Origin of the sequence: Kribbella sp. NPDC051952 (genome assembly GCF_040680855.1) — a bacterium.
In the GTDB taxonomy this organism is placed as follows: Bacteria; Actinomycetota; Actinomycetes; order Propionibacteriales; family Kribbellaceae; genus Kribbella.
Genome location: NZ_JBFAXQ010000007.1, coordinates 322,087 through 345,615, shown reverse-complemented (window position 1 = coordinate 345,615; position 23,529 = coordinate 322,087). Strand labels below are relative to the sequence as shown.

General features: G+C 67.7%; 16 protein-coding genes. 5 read left to right on the top strand and 11 right to left on the bottom strand.

Translation table 11 applies throughout. The annotated features are described in order from the left end of the window. Positions 1-1,099, bottom strand: a 1,099-nt coding sequence (locus AB0L70_RS16730; protein ID WP_363684770.1) for a SpoIID/LytB domain-containing protein, incomplete at its 3' end; no start/stop codon positions are given. Beyond that, positions 1,100-2,524 (bottom strand): peptidoglycan recognition protein, encoded by a 1,425-nt coding sequence (locus AB0L70_RS16725; protein ID WP_363684768.1) that lies wholly within the window; start codon positions 2,522-2,524, stop codon positions 1,100-1,102. Positions 2,525-2,749: 225 nt separating this feature from the next. Here AB0L70_RS16725 and AB0L70_RS16720 point away from each other — a divergent pair, with 225 nt between their 5' ends. Beyond that, positions 2,750-3,622, top strand: coding sequence for a hypothetical protein (locus tag AB0L70_RS16720; RefSeq protein ID WP_363684766.1), 873 nt, complete (start codon positions 2,750-2,752; stop codon positions 3,620-3,622). A 103-nt stretch (positions 3,623-3,725) separates the two neighbouring features. On the opposite strand, the gene AB0L70_RS16715 is transcribed toward AB0L70_RS16720, so the two are convergent. The 4 genes from AB0L70_RS16715 to AB0L70_RS16700 form a co-directional block, all read right to left on the bottom strand. Continuing rightward, positions 3,726-7,598: a S8 family serine peptidase gene (locus AB0L70_RS16715; RefSeq protein WP_363684764.1), complete on the bottom strand. Its 3,873-nt coding sequence runs from the start codon at positions 7,596-7,598 to the stop codon at positions 3,726-3,728. A gap of 176 nt (positions 7,599-7,774) precedes the next feature. Next, positions 7,775-8,650: a hypothetical protein gene (locus AB0L70_RS16710; RefSeq protein ID WP_363684762.1), complete on the bottom strand. Its 876-nt coding sequence runs from the start codon at positions 8,648-8,650 to the stop codon at positions 7,775-7,777. A 5-nt stretch (positions 8,651-8,655) separates the two neighbouring features. Then, entirely contained in the window at positions 8,656-9,570 is a 915-nt protein-coding gene (locus AB0L70_RS16705; protein ID WP_363684760.1) for a hypothetical protein, read from the bottom strand. A gap of 37 nt (positions 9,571-9,607) precedes the next feature. After that, complete coding sequence (locus AB0L70_RS16700; protein ID WP_363684758.1) at positions 9,608-13,729, bottom strand: S8 family serine peptidase; 4,122 nt, start codon at positions 13,727-13,729, stop codon at positions 9,608-9,610. 276 nt (positions 13,730-14,005) lie between these two features. Here AB0L70_RS16700 and AB0L70_RS16695 point away from each other — a divergent pair, with 276 nt between their 5' ends. Together AB0L70_RS16695 and hypB are read left to right on the top strand one after the other, a co-directional pair. Next, complete coding sequence (locus AB0L70_RS16695; protein ID WP_363684756.1) at positions 14,006-14,335, top strand: hydrogenase maturation nickel metallochaperone HypA; 330 nt, start codon at positions 14,006-14,008, stop codon at positions 14,333-14,335. Position 14,336: 1 nt separating this feature from the next. Continuing rightward, positions 14,337-15,107 carry a hydrogenase nickel incorporation protein HypB gene (gene hypB / locus AB0L70_RS16690; protein ID WP_363684754.1) on the top strand — a complete coding sequence of 257 codons (771 nt, stop codon included), beginning with the start codon at positions 14,337-14,339 and terminating at the stop codon, positions 15,105-15,107. Here hypB and hypE read toward each other — a convergent pair. From hypE to AB0L70_RS16665, 5 genes are all read right to left on the bottom strand, one after another. Then, on the bottom strand, positions 15,104-16,165 hold the full coding sequence (hypE, locus tag AB0L70_RS16685) for a hydrogenase expression/formation protein HypE (protein ID WP_363684752.1): 1,062 nt from the start codon (positions 16,163-16,165) through the stop codon (positions 15,104-15,106). The genes hypB and hypE overlap by 4 nt on opposite strands. Then, on the bottom strand, positions 16,158-17,276 hold the full coding sequence (gene hypD / locus AB0L70_RS16680; RefSeq protein ID WP_363684750.1) for a hydrogenase formation protein HypD: 1,119 nt from the start codon (positions 17,274-17,276) through the stop codon (positions 16,158-16,160). The genes hypE and hypD overlap by 8 nt, the downstream gene beginning before the upstream one ends. After that, positions 17,273-17,611, bottom strand: a complete 339-nt coding sequence (locus AB0L70_RS16675; RefSeq protein ID WP_363684748.1) for a HypC/HybG/HupF family hydrogenase formation chaperone — start codon at positions 17,609-17,611, stop codon at positions 17,273-17,275. The genes hypD and AB0L70_RS16675 overlap by 4 nt, the downstream gene beginning before the upstream one ends. Positions 17,612-17,636: 25 nt before the next feature. Then, entirely contained in the window at positions 17,637-19,916 is a 2,280-nt protein-coding gene (hypF, locus tag AB0L70_RS16670) for a carbamoyltransferase HypF (RefSeq protein ID WP_363684746.1), read from the bottom strand. Between the two features lie 82 nt (positions 19,917-19,998). Then, positions 19,999-20,466 carry a helix-turn-helix transcriptional regulator gene (locus tag AB0L70_RS16665; protein WP_363684744.1) on the bottom strand — a complete coding sequence of 156 codons (468 nt, stop codon included), beginning with the start codon at positions 20,464-20,466 and terminating at the stop codon, positions 19,999-20,001. Between the two features lie 180 nt (positions 20,467-20,646). Between AB0L70_RS16665 and AB0L70_RS16660 the strand changes: the two genes are divergently transcribed. Next, a complete protein-coding gene (locus AB0L70_RS16660; protein WP_363684742.1) occupies positions 20,647-21,720 on the top strand; it encodes a hypothetical protein in 1,074 nt (357 codons plus the stop codon). A 3-nt stretch (positions 21,721-21,723) separates the two neighbouring features. Next, positions 21,724-23,523, top strand: coding sequence for a nickel-dependent hydrogenase large subunit (locus AB0L70_RS16655; RefSeq protein WP_363684740.1), 1,800 nt, complete (start codon positions 21,724-21,726; stop codon positions 23,521-23,523). Positions 23,524-23,529 lie beyond the last annotated feature (6 nt).

The following is a 23,529-nucleotide window of genomic DNA, read 5'->3' as shown; positions in this document are numbered from 1 at the left end:
CGGTCGCCTCCACGGTGAGCGCCCGCCCACCCGACGGCCCGACCCCGGTCCGCTTCAGCACCCGCAGGGTCCGGAGCGACCCGACGTCGAAGAGCGCCTGCAGCTCGGCCCTGGTCCGCGTCACCGTCCACGCCACATTGGGGTTCCCGTTGCCCGGATAGGCATCCCAGCCATCCGCCTTCATCACCTGGTACGGGACCTCACCAGTCGCCGTCGCCCCACCGTTCGACGAGGAGAACTCGGCAATGATCGGCTTGCCCTTGTACAACCGCACCTGTCCGGCGGTCGCCGCGATGGCCGTGTTCGTCGACGCCTTCTCCGAGTCATAACCGCCGTACACCTGGCACGACGTGGTGTCGCACAGGTCGTAAGCCTTCCGGGCCGCCCGGCTCCGGTGGAACACCGAATAGGTGCGCGCAGCAACGGCTTGCGCCTGCAGCGCCGCCGGACGCCAACTGGACACGGCTTCCCGGGGTACGACGCCGCGCAGGTAGTAGTCGAGCGACACCACATTCACCGTGTCCAGATGCGTACCCGAGACGTCAATGGCCCGCAGCGTTCCGCGATACCTGCGGACCGCACCGCTGGGCAAGATCAACCCAGTCACCGAAGCACCTTCGAACTGCGTCATCCCCGCGAACGTCTTCCACAGCGTCCACTTCCGCGTCTTCGCGTCGTACGAGCTGACCTTGGTGCCGTGGTCGCCGTACGGGTCGATCGACCACTGGTTCCGCGTCGATGCCTTGGGCAACGTGTATGCCTTGTTGGTCTTCAGGTCCCGGACCCGAAGGTGGTTGACCGTGCCGACCCGGACGCCGTCGGTGGTGTCCGCACTCACCCGGACCCGGATGTTGCCGGTCACCTTCCCGGTCGTCGTCCCCGGGTAGTAGAAGTCGAGGATCTGCTTGACCGACTTCCCGGCGATGGCCCCGCCCTGAGCGCCGTACTGCGACATCCCGCGACCGTGGCCGAACCCGCGGCCACTGATCGTGATGTCGCCGGCCGCCGCCGAGGAGGTCGGCTTACTCTCCTGCGCCTGTGCGCTGGCACTGATCAGGGTCGAGGACAGGACGACCGCCGCGATCGCACGTTTCTTCATTCAGGCTCTCCCGTACTCGACGTAAACCTTGCCCTGGCGCTTGTTGTAGATCAGCCAGCCACGCTGGAACTTCTGCTTCGAGCCGCCGCGCACCGGGTACAGCTCGGTGACCGGCAGACCGAGACGCGCACTGCCCGCGCCGAGCCGGCGGAACCGGGTCTTGAACGAGCCGACGGTCGAGTGAGTGCCGCTGGCAACGGAGTAGAAGACGTCACGGGTGGCGAAGTACGTCGCCCAGCCGGTCCTGGTCCGATGCTCGCCCCAGAATGGTTGCCCGAGCGACCGGAACCCGATCGCGTGGGCGTACCGGTAGATCGGCGTACTGAAGCTCCCACCCATCAACGTGTTGACTCGTTGCTTCAACCAACCAAGCTGCTTGTACAACAGGGCTCCCGGGCACGCGGTCGCCTTGGTGTCGCGGTGCCCGGAGACCGTGTGCAGCCGGCTGCCGTCGAGGGTGATCGTTGCCAACGGCGACCGATAGTTCGCGTCCAGCTTCCAGGCGATCACGCGCGCCGTCATCTCCAGCATCGCGGCCGGCGGCGCGGTCTTCTCGAAGTTGCCGATCACCGCGACGCCGAAAGAATTCGAGTTGAACGCCGCGGTGTGCGCACCGAGCACCGGCAACTGCGCACCACCGAATCGCCCCTCGAAGGCGCGGCCGAACCGGTCGACCAGGAAGTTGTAACCAAGGTCGCACCAGCCGCGGCTCTTCACGTGGTACGCGTACATCGCGCGCACCATCGCCGGGACCTGCGTCCGCGTGTAGTCGTTCCGATCGGCCGTGTGGTGGACGAACGCGGCCTGCACGGTGGTCGTGTACTTCGGTCGCGCACACGCCGCCCCGTTGTGGCTCCGCAGCCGCTCGTCGGCACCCCACCGCTTACGGCTCACCATTGCCGGCATCTGGTACGGCGCTCTGCTCGCAGCCGGCTCGATCACCCCACTGGCCTGCGGCTCATCCGCGTCAGTCGCGAGTACGCCGGGCTGGATCAGGATCACCTTGGCGCCACTGACCGTCGTACCGCTGTTGGTCACGGCACTGGCCTCGACACCGGTCGCATCGCCGACCCACAACGGATCGGTCCCGCCGCGCTGAATTCCTTCAGGTACCAATGGATCGGGGCCGTGGTCGTCCTCGACGGTCAGCGGCTGCCAGTCGGTCCACTGCCCGGAACGCTCCACGCGAACCTTGGCCGTGACCGGCAACGACGTGCCCTCGGGCCAGGTGACGGCGACCATACCAAACGGTTTGGTACGGGCCTGGACGGACGGACCGTCGAGCGAGATCTCCCGGTAGGACGAGTCCGAATCGGTGTGCTGCCCCGGACTCGGATCGGCGTGCGCCGGACTCGGATCGGTGTGCTGCAAGGGGATCAGGGCCGCGGTCAGTACGAGCGGGAGTAGACGGGAGATGGTGCGCATGGGCCAGCCTTCCGGCGGGGGTACGACGGTTCGCTGGGCGGCGCTCATCGATTATGCGCGGTCGGTGACCGCTTTCCCGGTATTGCGTCACCCTGCGTGGCGAGACCACCTTGCGGGACTGGATAAGCTCTCCGTAAAGCCCCGATCTACTGCCCCATTTGCCTACTGCTCCATTTGCCTACTGCCCCACTTGCCTACTGCCCCATTTGCTTGAAAGGGCTCGACATGACATTCCTCCTGATCATCGCTGTCGTGGTGATCGCGGTTCTGGCGTATCGCTCCTACCGCCGGACCCAGCTGCAGACCCGCAAGCAGCACGAGATCACGGCCGGCGAGCTCGAGTCGGTCAAGCGCACCGCCGACGAGGACATCACCCGGTTCGGCGAAGAGCTGCAGGATCTCGACCTGGAGATGGTCGGCAAGGACCTCGGCGACGGGGCACGGCAGGACTACCAGCGCGCGCTGGACTCCTACGAGTCCGCCAAGCAGGCGGTCGGCCAGGTCACCGAGGCCGACCAGATCAAGCACGTGATCGAGATCCTCGAGGACGGCCGGTACGCCGCGGCCTGTGTGCGGGCCCGGGTCGCCGGTGAGCCGCTGCCGCAGCGCCGCCCGTCCTGCTTCTTCAACCCGCAGCACGGCCCGTCCGTCGAGGACGTGATGTGGTCGCCGCCTGGCGGCGCGCCGCGTGAGGTGCCGGCCTGTGCGGCCGACGCCGAGCGGGTGAAGGCCGGCGCCGAGCCGGACGTCCGCAAGGTCATGGTCGGCCCGCAGCGGGTGCCGTACTGGGAGGCCGGCCCGGCCTACTCGCCGTACGCGCAAGGCATGTTCGGTGGCATCGGCGGGATCGCGACCGGTCTGTTCATCGGGACCGCGCTCGGCGGCATGTTCAACGGCGGCGGCTACGGCGACTACTCCGGCGGTTACGACGGCGGCGGCGATGGTGGCGGGGACGGCGGCGGCGATGGTGGTGACGGCGGCGGCGATGGCGGCGGAGACTTCAACATGGGTGACTCCGGCGGCGGAGACTCCGGCGGCTGGGACTTCGGCGGCGGCGGAGACTTCGGTGGCGGCGACTTCGGCGGCGGAGACTTCTAACCCGAGGACCCGAAGGACCCGATAACCCCCGAGGACCCGAAGGACCCGATAACCCCCGAGAACCCCGAGCCCCGGTGACCCAACGGTCACCGGGGCTCAGCCTTTAGCAGTGCAGCGCCTGCAGCGTGATCGGCAGGACGGTGCCCGATCCCGGCCGTGGGACCACGTCCACCGACGCCGGCCGGAAGTCCGGCGCGGCGACCACGACCCGCGCCTTGACTGCCCCACCGCGCATCCAGACCGCATAACCTCCATCGGTCGCACTGCTCAACGTCCAGGACTCCGACCGCCGATCGATCGCAATAGTTGCTCCCGGCAACGGTATGACCTCGCCCGCACAGGACCGGCCGGTCACGACACCCGACAGTCGCGCCCAGTTCGCCGGCGCTTGCGCGGTCAGCGTGACGGCGACCGAGCCAGCGGCGTACGGCGTGTCGCTGCGGACCGACAGCGCGGACCGATAAGTCCCCGGCTGGGCGAGGGCCGCGGAGTCCGCAGTCAGCCTGATGGTCACGCTCGCCTTGGGCGCCAGCGTGCCGCTGCCGACCGACTCCGACAGCCAGGTCGCGTCGGTGCCGTCCTCGCTGCACTGGTCATAGCCGGGCAGGACCTCGGAGTAAGGGACCTGGCGAGCGTCGAGCAGACCGCCGACACGGTACAGACCACAGGCTGCCGCACCCCGATAGAGGGCGTTGGTGGTGTTCGGCAGAGCCAGCCACTGGTCGGTCCGAGGCGAGTACGCGAAGGCCTCGTTGGTTCGCACGCTCCCGCCTGAGATCCCCGCTATGCCGCCGGTGACCGCCAGCATTCCGTTGGCGACCGCATAACTGCTCCCCCACAGGTCAACCGGCAGGTCCGCGACCCGCGTCCACGCGTTCGTCGCCGGGTCGTAGACGTAGCTGTGCGCGGTGCCCTGCGGTCCGGTGCCCGCGCTGTTCATGCCCAGCCCACCGGCGCAGTACACCTTGCCGTCGATCCCACCGCACGACGGCCACGAGATCGGCTCCGGGTACGGCGCGACGGTGTCGAACCGGTTGTGCGCAACGTCGTACGCCGTCACGTCGGTCGTCATGCTCTGGCACTCGCCGGCACACCCGCCGACCGAGTACACCTTGCCGTCGAGCACCGCCGAGCCGACCGCGCCCCACGGTTTCGGGTTGGCCGCGCCGGTGCTCCAGCGATCGGCCGCGGGGTCGTAGATCAGCGTCTGAGCGGACGCGAGATCCTGCGGACCCCATCCGCCGACCACATACAACCTGCCGTCGACGAAACCGGCCGCGGGCTTGCGACGCGACTCCGGCATGTCGGCAAGACGCCGCCACTGCAGCGTCGCCGGGTCGTACACGTATGACGTCGTGATGACCTGGCCACCGGAGAGTCCGCCGACCGAGTACACCAGACCGTCATGGGTGGCGACTGCGTTGTCGTTCACCGCCACGGGATAGTTGGCCGCGGACTTCCACCATCCGGCCACCGACTGCTCCGAGCTCGCCTGAGCACTCCCTCGAGCGGCGGCGCCAGCCAGGGTGTGACCGGGCTCGGGCCGGATCGGTTCACGGCGTACCGGCGCACCAGTGGTCCGATTTACTCCCTGCAACTCGAAGCCGAGCTGCGTGTCGGCCAGCGAGTACGACGCCGGCGCCGTCCCGTCGTTGGAGATGGTGAGCTCGCGCGTCGCCGACTTGCCGAGTCGCAAGGTCACGTCCACAGCGGACTGCTGGACCGTGAGCATCCCCGCGGCGAGCGAGAAGTTCAGCGGCTTCACCCAGTCGGTCTGAACTGCGACCGCCTTCTTCTGCTGCTGGTACCCGTGCATCCCGGCGGTGGCCTTCTCCGCGCTGGCCGGCGCGAACAACCAGTACAACCCGTCCGGCAGAGCGGGATCGTCCGGCGTCGTGACAGTCGTCGCCGTCTGCCCGGCGCGGGTGACGGTCGCCCCATTGACCGGCTGCTTGGTGTTCGCGTCGGTGACGAGTCCTTCCACCAGACCACCACGCACCTTCTGACACTGGGCGTCGTACCCGGGTGCCTTGCAGGTCTTCGTATCGATCGGTACGGCGACGTCCTGCACCAGATCGTCCGTGAGCTTCACATCCACGCTCGTGTCGGCGTATCCGCCGTACACGGGCTGCACCTTCAGCTTGTGGGTGCCCCCAACGGGCAGGTCGATCGCGTAGCGGCCGGTGGACGGCTTGGTGAACCACACCCCGGGCACACCCTCGATCGTCAGCTTGGCGTAGAGCGGCCAGCCGTGCCCCGAGCCGTCGCGGACCAGCCCGCTCAAGGTCGCCCGCGGAGTGGCTACGAGCTGGACATCCTTCGTGATCGTGGTCTGCTTCTCGACCGTGACCGTGAAGACCTGGGTGTCGTAGCCGAAGCCCTGCGCGGTCACTTCGTGGTCACCCGCGTCGAGATACAGCTGGTACCGGCCGTCCGCACCGGTCGTCACGACATTGCTGTCCGGCGTGCTGAGACTGATGCCGGCGATCGGCTTGCCGGCGCCGTCGGTGACCGTCCCGGTCACCTGGCCGGCATCCGGGCGCGGCGAACCGGCGACCGCATCGGCGATGTCGAGCATCCCTTCGCCGTAGACGTTGTTGTCCGCCGCCGTACCGCCGCAACTGGTGTCGTCGTGGTCGTGCGCGGTCCGGTCGAGGACGGCCCGGGTGGCGGCCACGTCTCCGATCAGGGCCGGCGACGCCGACCACAGCAACGCGACGGCACCGCTGAGATGCGGCGCGGCCATCGACGTACCGCTGTAGTAGGCGTACCGGTCGCCGGGAACGCTGGACAGGATCATCTGGCCCGGCGCGACGATGTCGGGCTTGATCCCCTCCACGGCCGGGTTGCCGCGCGACGAGTAGCTCGCGATGGCTCCCGTGTTGTCCACCGCGCCGACGGCGTACGCCTCCGGGTAGTCGCCGGGCGAGCCGACCGTGGAACAGCCCGGTCCGTTGTTGCCCGCCGAGTACGTCGTGAAGATCCCGGCCGCGACCCACTGCCGGACCCACTCTTCGAACCACGGGTCGCTCGCCGGGCTGGACCAGGAGTTGTTGATGATGTTCGGCCGCTTCGCCGGGTCCGGGTCGGAACCGTCCAGCTTGGTCGGCGCCAGCATCCACTGCGCACTCAGGGCCAGCGTGAGGTCGTCGCATCCGTCGGTCGCGCAGCCCTTGGCCGAGATCCAGCGGGCGCCGGGAGCGACGCCGACCTGATGGCCGGCGTGGTCGTCGCCGACCATCGTGCCGATCGTGTGCGTGCCGTGCCCGACGTTGTCGCACGGCGCGGCGGTGGCGCAACCCTGGCCCGGGTCGTACCAGTTGTAGTCATGGCTGAAGGTGCCGTCGCCGTTGGCACCCCGGTACGACGAGACCAGCGCGGGATGGTCGTACTGCGCGCCCGAGTCGATGCTTCCGACCACGATCCCCTGGCCGGTCGAGTGATAGCGGCTCCACACCTGGTCGGCGTGGATGGCCGAGACACCCCACTCGACACCGACGGTGGCGGCCTTCGGCTCGACCCGCGCCTCCGGAAGCGTGTACGTCGTCGGCGTCCGCAGCGACAGCACCTTCGGGTCGGCGGCGAGCTTGGCCGCGAGCTCCCGGCTGCCGCTGCGGACGTAGATCGAATTGTCGATATAGAGCGGGACGAAGTCGGTCTTCGCGTCCCGCAGCAGCTTCGTCGCGCCGGCCTGATCGACATCGGCCTTGCCGCGCAGCGCGGAGACCACGGCCTTGCCGCGCTCCGTCCAGTCGGTGATCCGCGCGGCCGCGGTCAGCTCGGGCTGCCGCTCGAACCGCACCCAGAAATCCGCCCGGCCGTCCTCGAGCTGCACGGCGAGCTTCGGTTCGAGCTTGCCCGACTGCTCGGCCGAGGCGGTGGGGAGGTTGACCGCGGCCGCTGCCACCAGGGCCGGCGACAACACCCCGATCAGGATGCTGCGCAGGCGTCGCCGGAACGGCGCGGAGATATCCACGGATCCTCCAAGGAAAAGGGGCGTCTGCGTGATCCTCGCTACCCGCCACCCCCGCAGACAAGACACTTCACTGGCCTGAAACCGCCATGTCGCGTCCCTGCCAAGTTGCCCGCAGCAAACAAACCGAGGCCCCGGTGACCACCTGGTCGCCGGGGCCCGGTCATCCGCTGCCCGGATCAGCCGCCGTTGAGAGCCGGCGCTCCCGCGACGGTCCGGCGGTAGTAGATGGGGTCCTTGTAGGTGCCTGGCACCTTGCCCAGCCCCTGGATCACGGTCGACGCACCGTTGGCGTGGCCGACGGCGTACAGGTACGCCGAACCGGTCTCCTTGTCGATCGCGGTGAGCAGGGTGCTCTGGGTCCCACACTTCTCCGCGACCAGCGACTCGAAGGTCTGCCAGGTGGACGTGCGGATCTTCGTGACCACCGGCTTCAGCGCGGGGTCGGCGTAGATGCGGATCGTGTAGAGCGCACCGCCACGGGCGTTCGCGAGGAACGTGTCGTAGGTGTTCGTCTGTGTGATCAGGGCCATCGTCTTCACCGCGGAGAAGCCCGGGTAGCGAGCAACCTTCGCGAACGAGTTGTCCGGCCAGCGGTACAGCACTCCGTCGTTCCGCAATCCGTAGATTCCCCAGTGGGTCGCGCCCTTGTGGTACGACGTCTCCACCCAGGTGTAGTCGCCCATACCGGTGGCAGTCGTGCTCAGCCCGGTCGGCGGGAGACCGGGCTCGTCGGTGTAGTACGCCGAGTACAAGGTGTTGTTCAGGATCACCATGCCGCTCGTGATCGACCCGGTCGGCTCAACCGAAGTCGACCAGCTGCCGCCGGCCTTCGCGATCCCCGGCGTGAACAGGTGAGTCCCGACCGACTGCTTCGCCGTGATCGGCGCCGAAGCCGTAATCGCCGCCGTACCGAGGTCACCGCCACTCGTGATCGAGCCGACGGTCGTCGTGCAGGCTGCGGTCGCGGACGCGTTCGCCGGGAGAGCAGTCGTGGCCAGTCCGCCGAGCAGTACGGCGGTCGCCGAGAAGGCAGAAACGAGTTCCCGCTTCATGGGTGTCATTCGCCGTAGAGGGGCGGGGTTGTTTGGTCGGTGCGGAGGTAGTAGACGGGGTCGGTGTACGTGCCAGGAACCTTGCCGAGGCCCTGGATCACGGTCGATGCGCCGTTGGCGTGGCCGACGGCGTACAGGTAGGCCGCGCCGGTCTCCTTGTCGATCGCGGTGAGCAGCGTGCTCTGGGTGCCGCACTTCTGCGCGATCAGGTTCTCGAAGGTCTCCCAGGTCGACGTGCGAAGCTTCTTCACGACCGGCAGCACCTTCGGATCCCGCGCGAACCGGATCGTGTACAGGGCTCCGCCGCGGGCGTTCGCGAGGAAGGTGTCGTAGCTCTTGGTCTGGCTGATCAGCGCCATCGTCTTCACCGACGCGAAGCCGGTGTAGCGGGCGACGTCGCCGCCGTTCTCACCGCTCCAGCGGTAGACCACTCCGTCGTCCCGCAGCCCGTACTGAGCACTCCAGTACGGCGAACCCGTGCTCGAGAAGGTGGAAACGCCAACGAAGTGGTATCCCTGCCAGCCCTTGCTGCCGTTGCTGATCCCGTTCTGCGGCGTCCCGTCGGCCTTGGTGCCGTACCAGGCCGAGTACAGCGCCGAGTTGAGTACGACGCGGCCGCCGGTGGACCGGCCGGACGGTGGGGTGAGCTGGGTGGTCCAGGTCGAGCTGAACTTCGCGACGCCAGGCGTGAACAGGTGGACGCCGGCGGTGCGCTTGGCGGTGATCGGCGACGTCGCGGTGACGTCGGTGTTGGCGATGTCGCCGCCGCTCGTGATCGAGCCGACGGTCATCGTGCAGGCGGCGGTCGCCGCGGTGGTGGCAGAAGTGGTCGCGGCCGCCGGGAGGGCAGTAGCCAGTCCACCGAGGAGTGCGGCGGACGCCAGTACGACGGAGGCGCGTTTCGGGTTGAGTGGGTTCACACTCTTCTCGATACGGCCTCCGCCGTAAAGGTTGCGATTATCTGGTGATCTTGATCGGGACGGACAGGGCAGCCGGAGCCGTGGACGGGCCGAGGAGCAGCTCGCCGTTGTAGGTCTGGCCGGGTGTCATCGCCTTGTTGTAGTCGACGTGCAGCGTGACCGGGGTGTTGGCCGGGACCGCACCGGTGGGTACGCCGGTCACGGTCAGGTCGTTGCCCTGGATCGCGTTGACGTTGAGCGTGAATGACGGCGTACCGGAGACCGAGAAGCCGTGCACCCAGATCTGGTAGTTGCCGTCCGGCGGGTTGACCAGCGAGACCGCTTCGTTCGCCGTACCACCGGCGGACGAGGCAACGATCTCCGACGGCGAAAAGACACCGTCGTTGTTCGCGTCCCGGAGCACGTACAGGTCCAGGTCGTTGCTGTCGAGCGCCGTACTCACGTCCAGCTTGGACGCGTGGGTGAGCGTGAGGTTCTTCTTCACACTCGCCGTCGACGGGTCGTTCGGGTCGTCCTGGTGGGCGACCTCACTCGTCGTACTCGGCTGGCTGAGGCCGTAACCGGCCGCCTTCAGCCCGTCCAGCGCCACGCTCGACTCGAACGTCACGTCGAACCCGCCGGTGTTACCGGTCGCGGTCTGGACGACCGACGACGGCGTGACCGACGCACTGCCGAGCTGCACCTTGAACGGGGTGTTGAACTTGTCACCCTGCCAACCGACCTGGTGCAGTGCGAGCGCCTGCAGGCCTTCCTGCGCCGGCGCGGTCACCACGTCGGCCGGTCCACCGGTCGCCGTGTCGAACCGCCAGGCACCCGCCCGGACATTGGTGTTCGGACTCTTCCCGACCGTGTTGATCGTGTACGGCGCGCCGTACACGGAGTCGGGTTCGATCTGGAAGTGGTTCTCCGACCGGCCCATGATCAACGTGTCCAGGTCGGTGTACGGACCGGAATCCTCCCAGCTGGTGTTGGCCAGGAACTTCGTCCCGTCCGCGGGTGTCTTCGGTACGTCGAGATAGAAGAATCTCCAGTCACCGGACTCGGCCCGCCAGGTCCAGTCGTTCGCACCGAACACCGACCCGTTGTTGTAGGTCAGGTTGCGTTGCGCCTGCGCGACGTCGTCGCCGCCGAAGGTGATCGCACCGGTGATCTTGCCGTTCGCGTCCTGCGTCGCCTTGGCCGCGACCGCCACGGACACCGGCACCACCATCGAGTCCGAGCCCCGGTTCAGTACGACGGCACCGGAGTACATCCCGTACGGCGCGTTGCCCGGCACCTTGATCGACGCCGTGAACGAGCCGCTGGCGTGGCTCGGCGTGCTGACCCACTTCCAGTCGCTGTTCTTGTACCAGTCGATCGAGATCTTGAACTGGGTGGTCGGGATCGAGGTGTTCTTGGTGGAGTGCTGCAGGCCCAGGAACAGGCCGTCGGCCATCCGCTTGGCCGGATCGGCGACGAACGACTGCAGCGCGTTCGAGCCGGCCCGGTGGTACATGAACCGCTCGTACTCGCCCTGCTCCATGTCCGACTTGGCGAAGTCCAGGTCGAGGAAGTTGTCGATGTTCGAGCTGGTCGTCTTGTCGGTGTGGTTGACGACGCCGTTGTGGTTCTTGTCGGTCCACAACTTGCCGTCGTGGTTCACGTCGGTCCAGTTGTAGGTCAGCAACCGCCACGCCTGGTCCTCGGTCAGGTCGTTGTTCCCGTCGAACTGCGCGCGGGGATACTCGAGCTTGACCACCATCAGATCGGCGTCTTTGTGCTGTTTGACCTTCTTGGTCAGATCGATCAGGTAGTCGGGTGCGTTGAAGTTCCCCGTACTCTCCTGGCTCAGATCCTTGCTGCTGAAGGACATCGTGTCGCTGTCGGTCCGGACCAGCTGCCGGTCGCTGACCTGCCAGACGCCCGGGCCGTTGAGCTTGAACTTCTGGCTGTCGGTGCCACCTGGCGAGATGACGTTCGCGAACACCGGGTACTCGGTGCCGCGGTAGTCACCGACCCGCCATTCGGTCGGCGAGACGGTGGCCCGGCGGCCGAGGGCGCCCGAAACCGCCTTGCCGACGTCGATTGATCCCGAGCCCTGCACGTTGGCGTCGTACCCGAGGTCCTTCGAGGTGGACTTGAGGATGTCCTGGGCGGTCGAGTAGAACCCGGCCGGCACGGAACCGCCGTGTGCCTTCTTGTAGGCCTGGTAGACCAGGGCCGTCGCACCCGCAGCGACTGGCGTCGAGCGACTGGTGCCACCCCAGGTGACCCAGGCGTTCCGGCCGTCGAGGATCGTGTTCAGGGTCGCGTCGCCCGGTGCATAGGAGCCGTCGGCAACGACATCGACGCCGTTGGTGGCGTTCGCGCCGAAGCCGCGGTTGGACCAGACCATCACGTCGTTGTCGGTGATCTGGCTGGTCCGGACGATCGAGTCCCAGCCGGTCCCGCCGAACTGCGTGGACGCGCCGACCTCGATCGCGGTCGACGGCGCGGCGGCTGTCGACGTACCGAAGCCGGGTGCGCCGTTACCGGTGGAGAACAGGGCCGTCGTCTTGGAGCCGTCGTGGATCACGTCGGCTTCCTGGCTGGCCGCGTCCCAGCCGTCGTTGTCCGAGGCGGAGTCGCCGTACGAGTTCGACGTGACGTCGACGCCTTGCCGGGTGGAGAGCAGGTACCCGAACTGGTCGGAGAACTCGTGGCTGAAGTAGATGTCGCCGAACGGAGCCAGCTTGGCCTTCGGAGCACCACCGAGGACGGCACCGGCGTACTTGCCACCGGGGATGTCCTTGAAGGTCGGTGCCTTGCCGTTGATCACGGCCTGGCCGACGACGTTCGACGCGGTCAGCGTGCCGTGGCCCTCGATGCCCGGGTCGAAGTCGCCGGTCCAGGCGACCAGCTGACCGGATCCGAACGAGGTGTCCAGGTCCCCGAACGCGTCCAGACCGCCGGGGATCGGGGTCTTGCCGTCGGAGATGTAGTACATGAGTCCACCGGACAGGTCGGTGTAGCCGTCACCGTTCATGTCCCGGTAGGACGCGGGCGACGACTTGCTCACCGGCTTCTCGTCGGCGAACGAGAAGTCGTCGTCCAGGTCGACGTACACGGTGTCGTAGACGCCGGCCGTGTGCGGGTCGGTGACCAGGAAGCCCGGGCGCTCGCCGTACAGGTCGAGCATGTAGTCGTCCGGATGGCTGCCGAGCATGACCTTGCCGGACTTGCTCCACTTCGCCGGGAACGTGTACGTGTGCTGCTTGGTCCCGGCCGGCAGGCTGAAGTTGCGCGACGGTCCGGTCATGGTGGCGAAGTCCACCGAGCAGGTGCCACCCGACGTGGTGCAGGTGGCCGGCGTCGTCTTGGTGTACCAGGACAGGCCCTGGTCGACCTGGGTCGGGTCGGACAGCCACTGCAGCGTGCCGAACGGGTCGAACGCCTTCGGCCAGCCGTTCCAGCCGGCCTTCGCGCCGGTCTGGCCGGACCAGGTCTGCCAGGTGTTGAGCAGGTCCGGGTGGCCCCAGTCGGTGCCACCGTCGAGGACGCCGACGGTCACGCCGTCGCCGGTGTAGCCCGCGTTCCAGGCGCCGGTGAAGTTGTGCGTCTTGGCGTCGAGCAGGTTCTGCTTGCGCAGCTTCTCGAAGTTGGATCCGCGCAGCGGCGGCGCCTCGTTGTACGGGACATCGTCGGACTTGACCTTGGCCAGCGCGGCCTGCTTCTCGGCGGCGGTCGGCGCCTTGTGCAACTCGGGATCGGGGTCGGACAGCGGCTGCCCGGTCTTGGTCATGTCGATCGGCTGGATCCCGACCACACCCGGTACGGCGGCCAGCTTCGGCAGCGCCTGGGCCGGGATCGACCCGACCACCAGGCTCGCGTCGCCGGACTTCGCCACCTTCGCGTTGTCGAGGACCTGCAGCGCCTGGGTGGCGTCGCCCTGCACGGTCGCGAACACCGGCACCGAGCCGGTGTCACCCTTCTTGACCTTGGCGGCCAGCTTCGGGTCGAGCTTGGTGAGAACGGCATCGGTCGCCGACTTCACCTGGAGTGCGCCCGGGCCCTGCCCCGGCGGCGGATGCTCACCGGTGGTGGCGGCCTGCACCGGCGCGGTCAGCGACACCAGGACCAAGGTGGCGACGGCGGTGACCGAGGCAGCGAGCGCACGGGTGTGCTTGGAGCGTCGTCTCATGAGTTCCCCTCCGGACAGGAGCGGTCCCCCCGCGGACCGCAGGCTCAACTGCGGTGAGAGTAAGTCCGTCCGGCACCCTTGCGACAGCGATCGGAACGGCCGATTTTCCCCGCTCCAAACGGTTGCTTCACGCAACAGTAACTATTCGTGGCCAATGTATTTCGCCGGCATCGATTCTGCCCGGAAGACCGCGGAAGACCCCGGTCACGCTCGGTGATCTGCGCCGGTGCAGGTTTTCCCGTGACTTCCAGGCTGCCCGGGCTTACGGTCGTTGGCGTGCACGAGCTCGCCATCACGGAGAGCATGGTCGATGCGATCGTCGAGAAGATCGGCGACGGACCGGTCGCCTCCGTGCGGCTGGAGATCGGCCGGCTGTCCGGGGTGGTGACGGACTCGATCCGGTTCTGCTTCGAGATCGTGGCCGGCGGCACCGGGCTGGAAGGCGCCCGTTTGGACATCGACGAGCCGTCCGGGCGGGCGTACTGTCGAACGTGCCGGCAGGAGTTCAGGCTCGACGATCCGCTCCTGTTGTGCACCTGCGGCAGCGCCGATCTCGACATCCTGGCCGGCCGCGAACTGCGGATCGTCTCGGTGGAGGTGCGTTGACATGTGCAGCACCTGCGGATGCTCGGACGCGACCACCCGGGTCAGCCTGGTCGACGGGCACGAACACGAACACGAACATGGCCATGATCACGGATATGGTCACGGCCATCCCCATGAGCACGAGCCGCAGACCAGAACAGTCCTGCTCGAACAGGACATCCTGGCGAAGAACGACGTACTCGCGGCCTCGACCCGGCACCGGCTGGCCGAGCACGCAATCACGGCGATCAACCTGATGAGCTCCCCCGGCTCCGGCAAGACGACCCTGCTGGAGCGCACCGTCCGCGATCTCGCCGGGCAGCGCGAGGCCCTCGTCATCGAAGGCGATCAGGAGACCTGGCTCGACGCCGAACGGATCCGGTCGACCGGCACCCGCGTGGTGCAGATCAACACCGGCGCCGGCTGTCACCTGGACGCGGAGATGCTCGACCGCGGGCTGGCCGAGCTCGCCCCGCCGGACGGCTCGCTGGTGTTCGTCGAGAACGTCGGCAACCTGGTCTGCCCGGCGCTGTTCGACCTCGGCGAGGCGGCCCGGGTGGTGATCATCTCGGTCACCGAGGGCGCGGACAAACCGGCCAAGTACCCGTACATGTTCCGCACCGCCGACCTGGTCCTGCTCAACAAGGTCGACCTGCTGCCGTACGTCGACTTCGACGTCGACCTGTGCTTCGACCTGATCCGGCGGCTGAAGCCGGACGTCGAGTTGCTGCCCGTCTCCGCGACCCGCGGAGACGGCCTCGACGCCTGGCACAGCTGGCTGGCCGAGCGCTAGCAGATCCGCGGCAACTGCTCCCCGATCGGCGTATCCACGACCCGCGTCGCTCCGAACGCCGTCTTCGTCACGACCATGCCCGGATGCGCCTCCACACACTGACCGATGATCGCCGCGTCCGCACCCAACGGATCCCGCCGCATCGCCGCCAGTACGGCGTCCGCATGGTCGCGCGCCACGATCGCGAGCAGTTTGCCCTCGTTCGCGACGTACAAGGGATCCAGGCCGAGGAACGAGCAGGCGTTGGCGACCGTCTCGGGCACCGGTAGCGCACTCTCGGTCAGCTCGATGCCGATGCCGGCCGCCTTGGCGATCTCGTTCAGCGAGGTTGCCACGCCACCTCGCGTCGGATCGCGCAGGACGTGGATATCAGGACAGACGTCGAGCATCGCCGACACCAGCCCGTTCAGCGGGGCACAGTCGCTGACCACCTCCGTGCCGAACGAGATGCCCTCGCGCACGCTCATGATCGCGACCCCGTGCACCCCGATCTGCCCACTGACCAGCACGACGTCTCCGGGCACCGCCCGCTGCGGCCGGATGTCGACGCCGGCCGGGACCAGCCCGACGCCGGCCGTGTTGATGTACACGCCGTCGCCGTGACCCGCGTCCACGACCTTGGTGTCACCGGTCGCGATCGTCACGCCGGCCCGCCGCGCGGCCGCCCCGAGGTCTGCCGCGATCCGGCCCACGACGGACAGCTCGACGCCCTCCTCGAGGATGAACCCGCAGGACAGGTACGCCGCCTGCGCGCCACTCATCGCGAGATCGTTGACCGTGCCGTTGACGGCCAGATCGCCGATACTGCCGCCCGGGAAGAACAGCGGCTGGACCACGAACGAGTCCGTCGAGAAGGCCAGCCGGGCGTCCCCGAGGGTGAACACCGCCGAGTCCGTGAGTCCGCCCAACACCGGATTCGCGAACGCCGGCACGAAGAGGTGCTCGACCAACTCGCCCGACATCTGCCCACCACCCCCGTGGCCCATCACGACCCTGGGGTGGTCGCGCAATGGCAGTGGGCAGGTCCAGCCTTCGAAGTCGACCACCTGCTCAGCCACCGGTGGTCACCACCTCGACCGGCGTCTCCAGCCGACGGTAGAGGTAGTACGCCGCACACGCGCCCTCACTGGAGACCATGGTCGCGCCGAGCGGATTGCGCGGCGTACACAGCGTCCCGAACGCCGAACACTCGTGCGGCTTGATCAGGCCCTGCAGCACCTCGCCACTGCGGCACACGGTCGACTCCTCCGTGGTGATGTCGCGGACCTTGAACCGGTACTCGGCGTCGTACTCGCGGTACCGCTCGGACAGCCGCCAGCCGCTCTGCGGGATCATCCCGATCCCCCGCCAGGCCCGGTCGGTCGACTCGAACACGTCGGCCAGCATCGCCTTCGCGGTCGGGTTGCCCTCGTCCTGGACGGCCCGCCGGTACGCGTTCTCGACCACGTGCTCGCCCTGCTCGAGCTGGGTGACCGTCCGCAGGATTCCGGCCAGGATGTCCAGCGGTTCGAACCCGGTCACGACGATCGGTACGGCGTACTTCTCGGCCAGCGGCGGGTATTCCGTCGTACCCATCACGCTGCAGACGTGGCCGGCGGCCAGGAAAGCCTGCACCCGGCAGCTCGGCGACTGCATGATCGCCTCGATCGCCGGTGGTACCCGGACGTGGGAGACGAGCAGGCTGAAGTTCGGGATGCCGAGCCGCTTGGCCTGGTAGACGGTCATCGCGTTCGGAGGTGCGGTGGTCTCGAAGCCGATGCCGAAGAAGACCACCTCCTTGTCCGGGTTCTGCTGAGCCAGCCGGAGCGCGTCGAGTGGCGAGTACACCACCCGGACGTCACCGCCCTCGCTCTTGACCCGGAACAGGTCGCGGCCGCTGCCGGGCACCCGCAGCATGTCGCCGAACGAGCAGAAGATCACGCCTGGCTGCGAGGCGATCTCGAGTGCCTTGTCGATCACTTCCAGCGGGGTCACGCAGACCGGGCAACCCGGTCCGTGGATCATCTCGACGCCGTCGGGCAGCAACTGGTCGATGCCGTGCCGGACGATCGTGTGCGTCTGACCGCCGCAGACCTCCATCATCGCCCAGGGCTTGGTCACCGTGGCGTGGATCTGGTCGACCAGCTTGCGGGCCAGCACCGGATCGCTGAACTCCTCCAGGTACTTCATCCCGTCACCTCCCCATTGGTGGTACCGGCACCACTCCATTCGGTGCCGGGCGGGCGGCGCTCACCGGCCTGGCGTGCGGCCAGTCCCCATTGATCGCCGAACTCCTCCTCGAGCGCGCCGAGCTTGCGGAACAGCTCGAGCGACTGCATCGCCGACTCCTCGTCCAGCCGCTGCAACGCGAACCCGACATGCACGATGGTGTACTCGCCCACCCGCAGGTCCGGCAGATACTCCAGGCAGACGTCCTTCAGCACCCCGCCGAAGTCCACCATGCCCATCCGGGTGCCGTCCTCGTCCCGGATCTCCACGACCTTTCCCGGTACGGCCAGACACATACTGATCCCCTCCCTCGGTGTTTCCTCATCGGGCCAGGCCGGCCGCTACAACCAGCTGCCCGAGTGCAAGTCCGGCGTCGGTCGGCGGTACCCGGCGCGGCCGCAGCACGGTGAACCCGGCTCCGGTCAGCGCCCTGGTAGTTGCCGACAGCAACACTGTGTTGACGAACACGCCACCGGACAGCGCGACGGTGTTCAGTCCCTGGACGGCGCGGACCCGATCGGCCAGCGTCACCATGAGTTCGGCCAGGCCTTGGTGGAACCGGGCACTGACGACGCCCGGTCCCACCCCACCCAGCACATCCCGTACGACGGCGGCCAGCATCGGCGCCGGATCGATCTCCTCCCCCGTAACCGCGAACTCGTACCTCCCGAGTCCTCGATCGGACGAGACCAGTCCTTCCAGCTCGATCGCGGCCTGTGCTTCGTAGCCGGACCGGTGACACACACCGGCCAGCGACGAGACCGCGTCGAACAACCTGCCCATGCTGGACGTCGGCGCGCACGCGATGTCCCGATCCAGTTGTACGGCGAGCAGTTCCAGCTCCGCCCGTGCACACGCACGGACCGACGGCAGGTCCGGGTGCCACGGCAACCCCGCCGCCCGTAGATGTGACAAAGCCATCCGGCAGGGATTACGAACCCCCGCGTCCCCGCCCGGCAACGGCACGTACTTGAGGTGCGCGACGCGTTCGAACCCGGCGTAGTCGGCCAGCAGTACCTCGCCGCCCCACACCGCGCCGTCGTCGCCGTACCCGGTCCCGTCGAAGGCGAAGCCGATCACCCGGCCCTGATGCCGATGCTCGGCCAGCACCGACGCGATATGCGCGTGATGATGCTGTACGCCGATCACCGGCCGCCCGTCCGCGTGCAGCTCGGCCCATTGCCGCGACCGGTACGCCGGATGCTTGTCCGCCACCAGCACCTCGGGCCGAACCCCGGTCAGGTCCTCGAGATGCCGTTCGGCCCGCTCGAACGCCTGCAGGGTTGCGAGATCGTCCATGTCCCCAACGTGTGCGGACAACCACGCGTACTGCCCGTCCCCCAGACAGAAGGTGTTCTTCAGGTCCCCACCCACCGCCAGAGCGGGCAACACCGGGACCGGCAGATCGATCGGGAACGGTGCATAACCACGCGACCGGCGTACCGGCAGCTCGACCGCATCCACGATCCGTACGACGGAGTCGTCGCACGGCACGTGGATCGGGCGATCGTGACCGAGCCACGCGTCCGCGAGACCGGAGAGCCGGGTCACGGCCTCGTCGTCGGTGGTGACGATCGGCTCACCGGACAGGTTTCCGCTCGTCATCACCAGTACACACGGGCCGGGCTGGTCGAACAGCAAGTGGTGCAAGGGGGTGTACGGCAACATCACCCCGAGGTCTGGGTTGCCGGGGGCAACGGCCTCGGCGACGGCCGCACCGGTCCGGCGGCGGAGCAGCACGATCGGATGCCGGCTGCCGGTGAGGAGCTCCTCCTCGGCCGCGTCGATCCAGGCGATCCGCCGGGCCGCGTCCAGGTCGGCAGCCATCACGGCGAACGGCTTGTCCCCACGATCCTTGCGCTTGCGCAGCGTGCTCACCACCGCCTGGTCGCCCGCGTCGCAGACGAGATGGAAGCCACCGAGCCCCTTGACCGCGAGGATCGCGCCGTCGACCAGCAGCCCGTGCGCGGCCGCCAACGCGTCCTCGTCGTACGCCGTCTCGAGGCCGGGCTGGACCAGTTGCAGCCGGGGGCCGCAGGCGGGACAGGCGATCGGCTGGGCGTGGAACCTGCGGTCGGCGGGATCGGCGTACTCGCGGGTGCAGTCGGGGCAGAGCGGGAAGTCGGCCATGGTGGTGGCCGGACGGTCGTAGGGCAGCTCGGTGATGATCGTGAAGCGCGGGCCGCAATTGGTGCAGCTGATGAACGGATGCCGGTAGCGCCGGTCGGACGGATCGGTGAACTCGGCCAGGCAGTCCGCACAGGTCGCCACATCGGGTGAGACCAAAGTCCGGCCCGGACCGGCCGTGGAGTCGAGGATGGCGAACTCGGTGCCGCCGCGCGAAGGCACCGGCTCGAAGGTGACGGTGGCGACCGCGGCCAGGGGTGGGGCGTCCGTGCGCACCCGGTGGCCGAAGGCGTCGACGGCTACCGCCGCACCCTCGACCTCGGCGATCACGCCGGCCGCGGTGTTACCCACCTGACCGGACAATCCGAGTTCGCGCGCGAGCGAATAGACGAACGGGCGGAAGCCGACGCCCTGGACGACGCCGGTGACCAGAAACCGGCCGCGCACACGTTCCGGCTCGTTCGTGATGCTCACCCACCGGGCGAAGGAAAATGACGAATTCCGCGATCAGCGGACAATTCGAACCCTAGACCCGGGCCAAGGTAGACGCCAGAGATCATGGACCGAAGATCTCATGCACTTTTCGCAGGTCCCGCAGCCGCGGTTCGGTGTCGCCGCGCAACCACCGGCTGATGGTCCGCACCGACACCCCGATCCGCTGCGCGGCGGCCTGCTGGGACAGTCCCTGACCACGCAGTACGCCGTTCAACCAGTCCGCGAACGGCTCTGCCGCAGGCTGCATCCGGCGTACGCCGGCACCGTTCAGGACCTCCACCTCCACGCCGTCGGGAAAGATCCGAACGGTCACGTCGAAGACGCCGTCCTGCGGTCCGGCGGCCGCCAGCAGTGCGGTCGTGATCGCCTTGTAGAGCGCCTGGTTCTCCTCGGGTTCGAGCGTGACCGGGTCGAGCGCCTCGCGGACGAACTGCTCGGCGTCCGGTATCGACCCCGGCCGGGCCGGAAAGGACTGCGTCGCCACGACCACGGGCGAGACGAACACCTCGCGATCGGGATCGTCCTCCATTGCCCAAGAATAGCGACGGAATGCTTGAGGGAACGCTGTCCTGATTGTCCTGGAATCCGGGAATCGGGGATTTCCGGACACCGACATTAATACCTGACACATGTGTCTGTCGGACCACCGGCGACGGCAGTACGGTCGAAAAGTGCCGCTGGGATGGGCCACTGGTTAGGGAGGCTGGTCGTGTCCACGACGCTGGAACCGGAACAGGCGAAGCAGGAGACCGACGAGGGTGTCGTCCACATCCTCTGGATGAACGGCGGACTCAGCTGCGACGGCGACTCGGTCGCCCTCACCGCGGCCACCCAGCCCAGTATCGAGGAGATCGTCCTCGGTGCGCTGCCGGGGCTGCCGCGGATCGCGGTGCACTGGCCGCTGATCGACTTCGAGTGCGGTCCCGAGACGGGCGCGGACAACTTCATCGAGTGGTGGCACAAGGCCGACCGCGGTGAGCTCGAGCCGTTCGTCCTGGTGGTCGAGGGATCGATCCCGAACGAGGCGATCCACGACGGCGAGGGCTACTGGGCCGGCTTCGGCAACAACCCGACCACCGGGCAGCCGATGAAGACCTCCGAGTGGCTGGACCGGCTGGCCCCGAAGGCCACCGCGGTGGTCGCCGTCGGCACGTGTGCGACGTACGGCGGGATCCACGCGATGGCCGGCAACCCGACCGGTGCGATGGGAGTGCCCGACTACCTGGGCTGGAGCTGGAAATCCAAGGCCGGCCTACCGATCGTGTGCGTGCCAGGTTGCCCGATCCACCCCGACAACCTGTCCGAGACGCTCGTGTACCTGCTCTACCAGGTGGCCGGGCAGGCGCCGATGATCCCGCTCGACGCCGAACTGCGGCCACAGTGGCTGTTCGGCCGGACCGTGCACGAAGGCTGTGACCGGGCCGGGTACTACGAGCAGGGCGACTTCGCCAAGGAGTACGGCTCGCCGAAGTGCCTGGTGAAGCTCGGCTGCTGGGGCCCGGTCGTCAACTGCAACGTGCCCAAGCGCGGCTGGATCAATGGTGTCGGCGGCTGCCCGAACGTCGGCGGCATCTGTATCGCGTGCACGATGCCCGGCTTCCCGGACAAGTTCATGCCGTTCATGGACGAACCACCGGGCAGCAAGATCTCCACCACCGCGAGCATGGTCTACGGCACCGTGATCCGGCGGCTTCGCAAGTACACCCTGAACGCAGGCAACAAAGAACCGAAGTGGCGGCGCAAGGGCTCCGAGCTCAGCACCGGCTACGAGAAGGTGTGGTAGGCCATGACGACCACCGATGCCAAACCCTCCACGACCAGCTCGAAGAGCTCCGATGTCGTCGAGATGGCGTGGGACCCGATCACCCGGATCGTCGGCAGTCTGGGCATCTACGCCAACGTGAACTTCAAGACCAAGGTGGTCGAGGAGTGTCACAGCACCTCGTCGATCTTCCGCGGCTACAGCATCTTCATGAAGGGCAAGGACCCGCGCGACGCGCACTTCATCACCAGCCGGATCTGCGGCATCTGCGGTGACAACCACGCCACCTGCTCGGTCTACGCGCAGAACATGGCGTACGGCGTCGTCCCGCCTGCCCTCGGTGAGTGGATCGTGAACCTCGGCGAGGCCGCCGAGTACATGTTCGACCACAACATCTTCCAGGAGAACCTGGTCGGGGTGGACTACTGCGAGCGGATGGTCAAGGAGACCAACCCCGGCGTACTGGAACTGGCGAACCGCACCGAGGCGCCGCACGCCGGCGACCACGGCTACCGGACCATCGGCGACATCATGCGTTCGCTGAACCCGCTCGAGGGTGAGTTCTACCGCGAGGCGTTGCACGTCAGCCGGTACACGCGCGAGATGTTCTGCCTGATGGAGGGCCGGCACGTCCACCCGTCGACGCTCTACCCCGGTGGTGTCGGCACGGTCGCGACGATCCAGCTCTTCACCGACTACCTGACCCGGTTGATGCGCTACATCGAGTTCATGAAGAAGGTCGTGCCGTTGCACGACGACCTGTTCGACTTCTTCTACGAGGCGCTGCCCGGTTACGAGCACGTCGGCGAGCGGCGCGTCCTGCTCGGCTGCTGGGGCAGTCTGCAGGACCCGGCGCACTGCGACTTCACCTACCGCAACATGGAGTCCTGGGGCCGGAAGATGTTCGTCACCCCGGGCATCGTGGTCGACGGCAAGCTCGTCACCAACAGCCTGGTCGACATCAACCTCGGCCTGCGGATCCTGCTCGGCAGTTCGTACTACGACGACTGGGCCGACGGCTCGCACGAGAAGTTCGTCGACATCGACCCGCTCGGCAACCCGATCGACGTCCGGCACCCGTGGAACCAGCACACCATCCCGAAGCCGCAGAAGCGCGACTTCTCCAACGCCTACAGCTGGACGATGTCGCCGCGCTGGTTCGACGGCACCGACCACCTCGCCCTCGACACCGGCGGCGGCCCGATCGCCCGGCTGTGGTCGACCGCGCTGTCCGGCCTGGTCAACACCGACTACGTCCAGGCCACCGGCCAGAGCGTGAAGATCCAGCTGCCGCGGACGGCGCTCAAGCCGGCCACGGAGTACGAGTGGAAGATCCCGCGCTGGAGCAACGCGCTCGAGCGGAACCGGGCCCGGACCTACTTCCAGGCCTACGCGGCCGCCCTCGCGCTGCACTTCTGTGAGAAGGCGATGGCCGAGGTCCGTGCCGGTCACACCGAGACGTGGACGCCGTTCAAGGTGCCGGACGAGGCGATCTCGTGCGGATTCACCGAGGCGGTCCGCGGAGTGCTCTCGCACCACATGGTGATCCGTGAGGGCAAGATCGCGAACTACCACCCGTATCCACCGACCCCGTGGAACGGCAGCGTCCGGGACACCTACGGCACACCTGGTCCGTACGAGGACGCCGTCCAGAACACACCGATCTTCGAGGAGAACCCGCCGGATCGGTTCAAGGGCATCGACATCATGCGGGCTGTCCGCAGCTTCGACCCGTGCCTGCCGTGCGGCGTGCACATGTTCGTCGGCAACGGGCAGGAGAAGACGCACCTGCATTCACCCACCATCGCCGTCAAACCGTACTGACCCAGT

Coding starts and splice junctions, on each gene's coding strand:
- AB0L70_RS16675 (WP_363684748.1), bottom strand. CDS start 17,611: ATGTGTCTGGCCGTACCGGGAAAGGTCGTGGAGATCCGGGACGAGGAC.
- AB0L70_RS16655 (WP_363684740.1), top strand. CDS start 21,724: ATGACGACCACCGATGCCAAACCCTCCACGACCAGCTCGAAGAGCTCC.
- hypB (WP_363684754.1), top strand. CDS start 14,337: ATGTGCAGCACCTGCGGATGCTCGGACGCGACCACCCGGGTCAGCCTG.
- AB0L70_RS16665 (WP_363684744.1), bottom strand. CDS start 20,466: ATGGAGGACGATCCCGATCGCGAGGTGTTCGTCTCGCCCGTGGTCGTG.
- AB0L70_RS16700 (WP_363684758.1), bottom strand. CDS start 13,729: ATGAGACGACGCTCCAAGCACACCCGTGCGCTCGCTGCCTCGGTCACC.
- AB0L70_RS16720 (WP_363684766.1), top strand. CDS start 2,750: ATGACATTCCTCCTGATCATCGCTGTCGTGGTGATCGCGGTTCTGGCG.
- AB0L70_RS16710 (WP_363684762.1), bottom strand. CDS start 8,650: ATGAAGCGGGAACTCGTTTCTGCCTTCTCGGCGACCGCCGTACTGCTC.
- AB0L70_RS16725 (WP_363684768.1), bottom strand. CDS start 2,524: ATGCGCACCATCTCCCGTCTACTCCCGCTCGTACTGACCGCGGCCCTG.
- hypD (WP_363684750.1), bottom strand. CDS start 17,276: ATGAAGTACCTGGAGGAGTTCAGCGATCCGGTGCTGGCCCGCAAGCTG.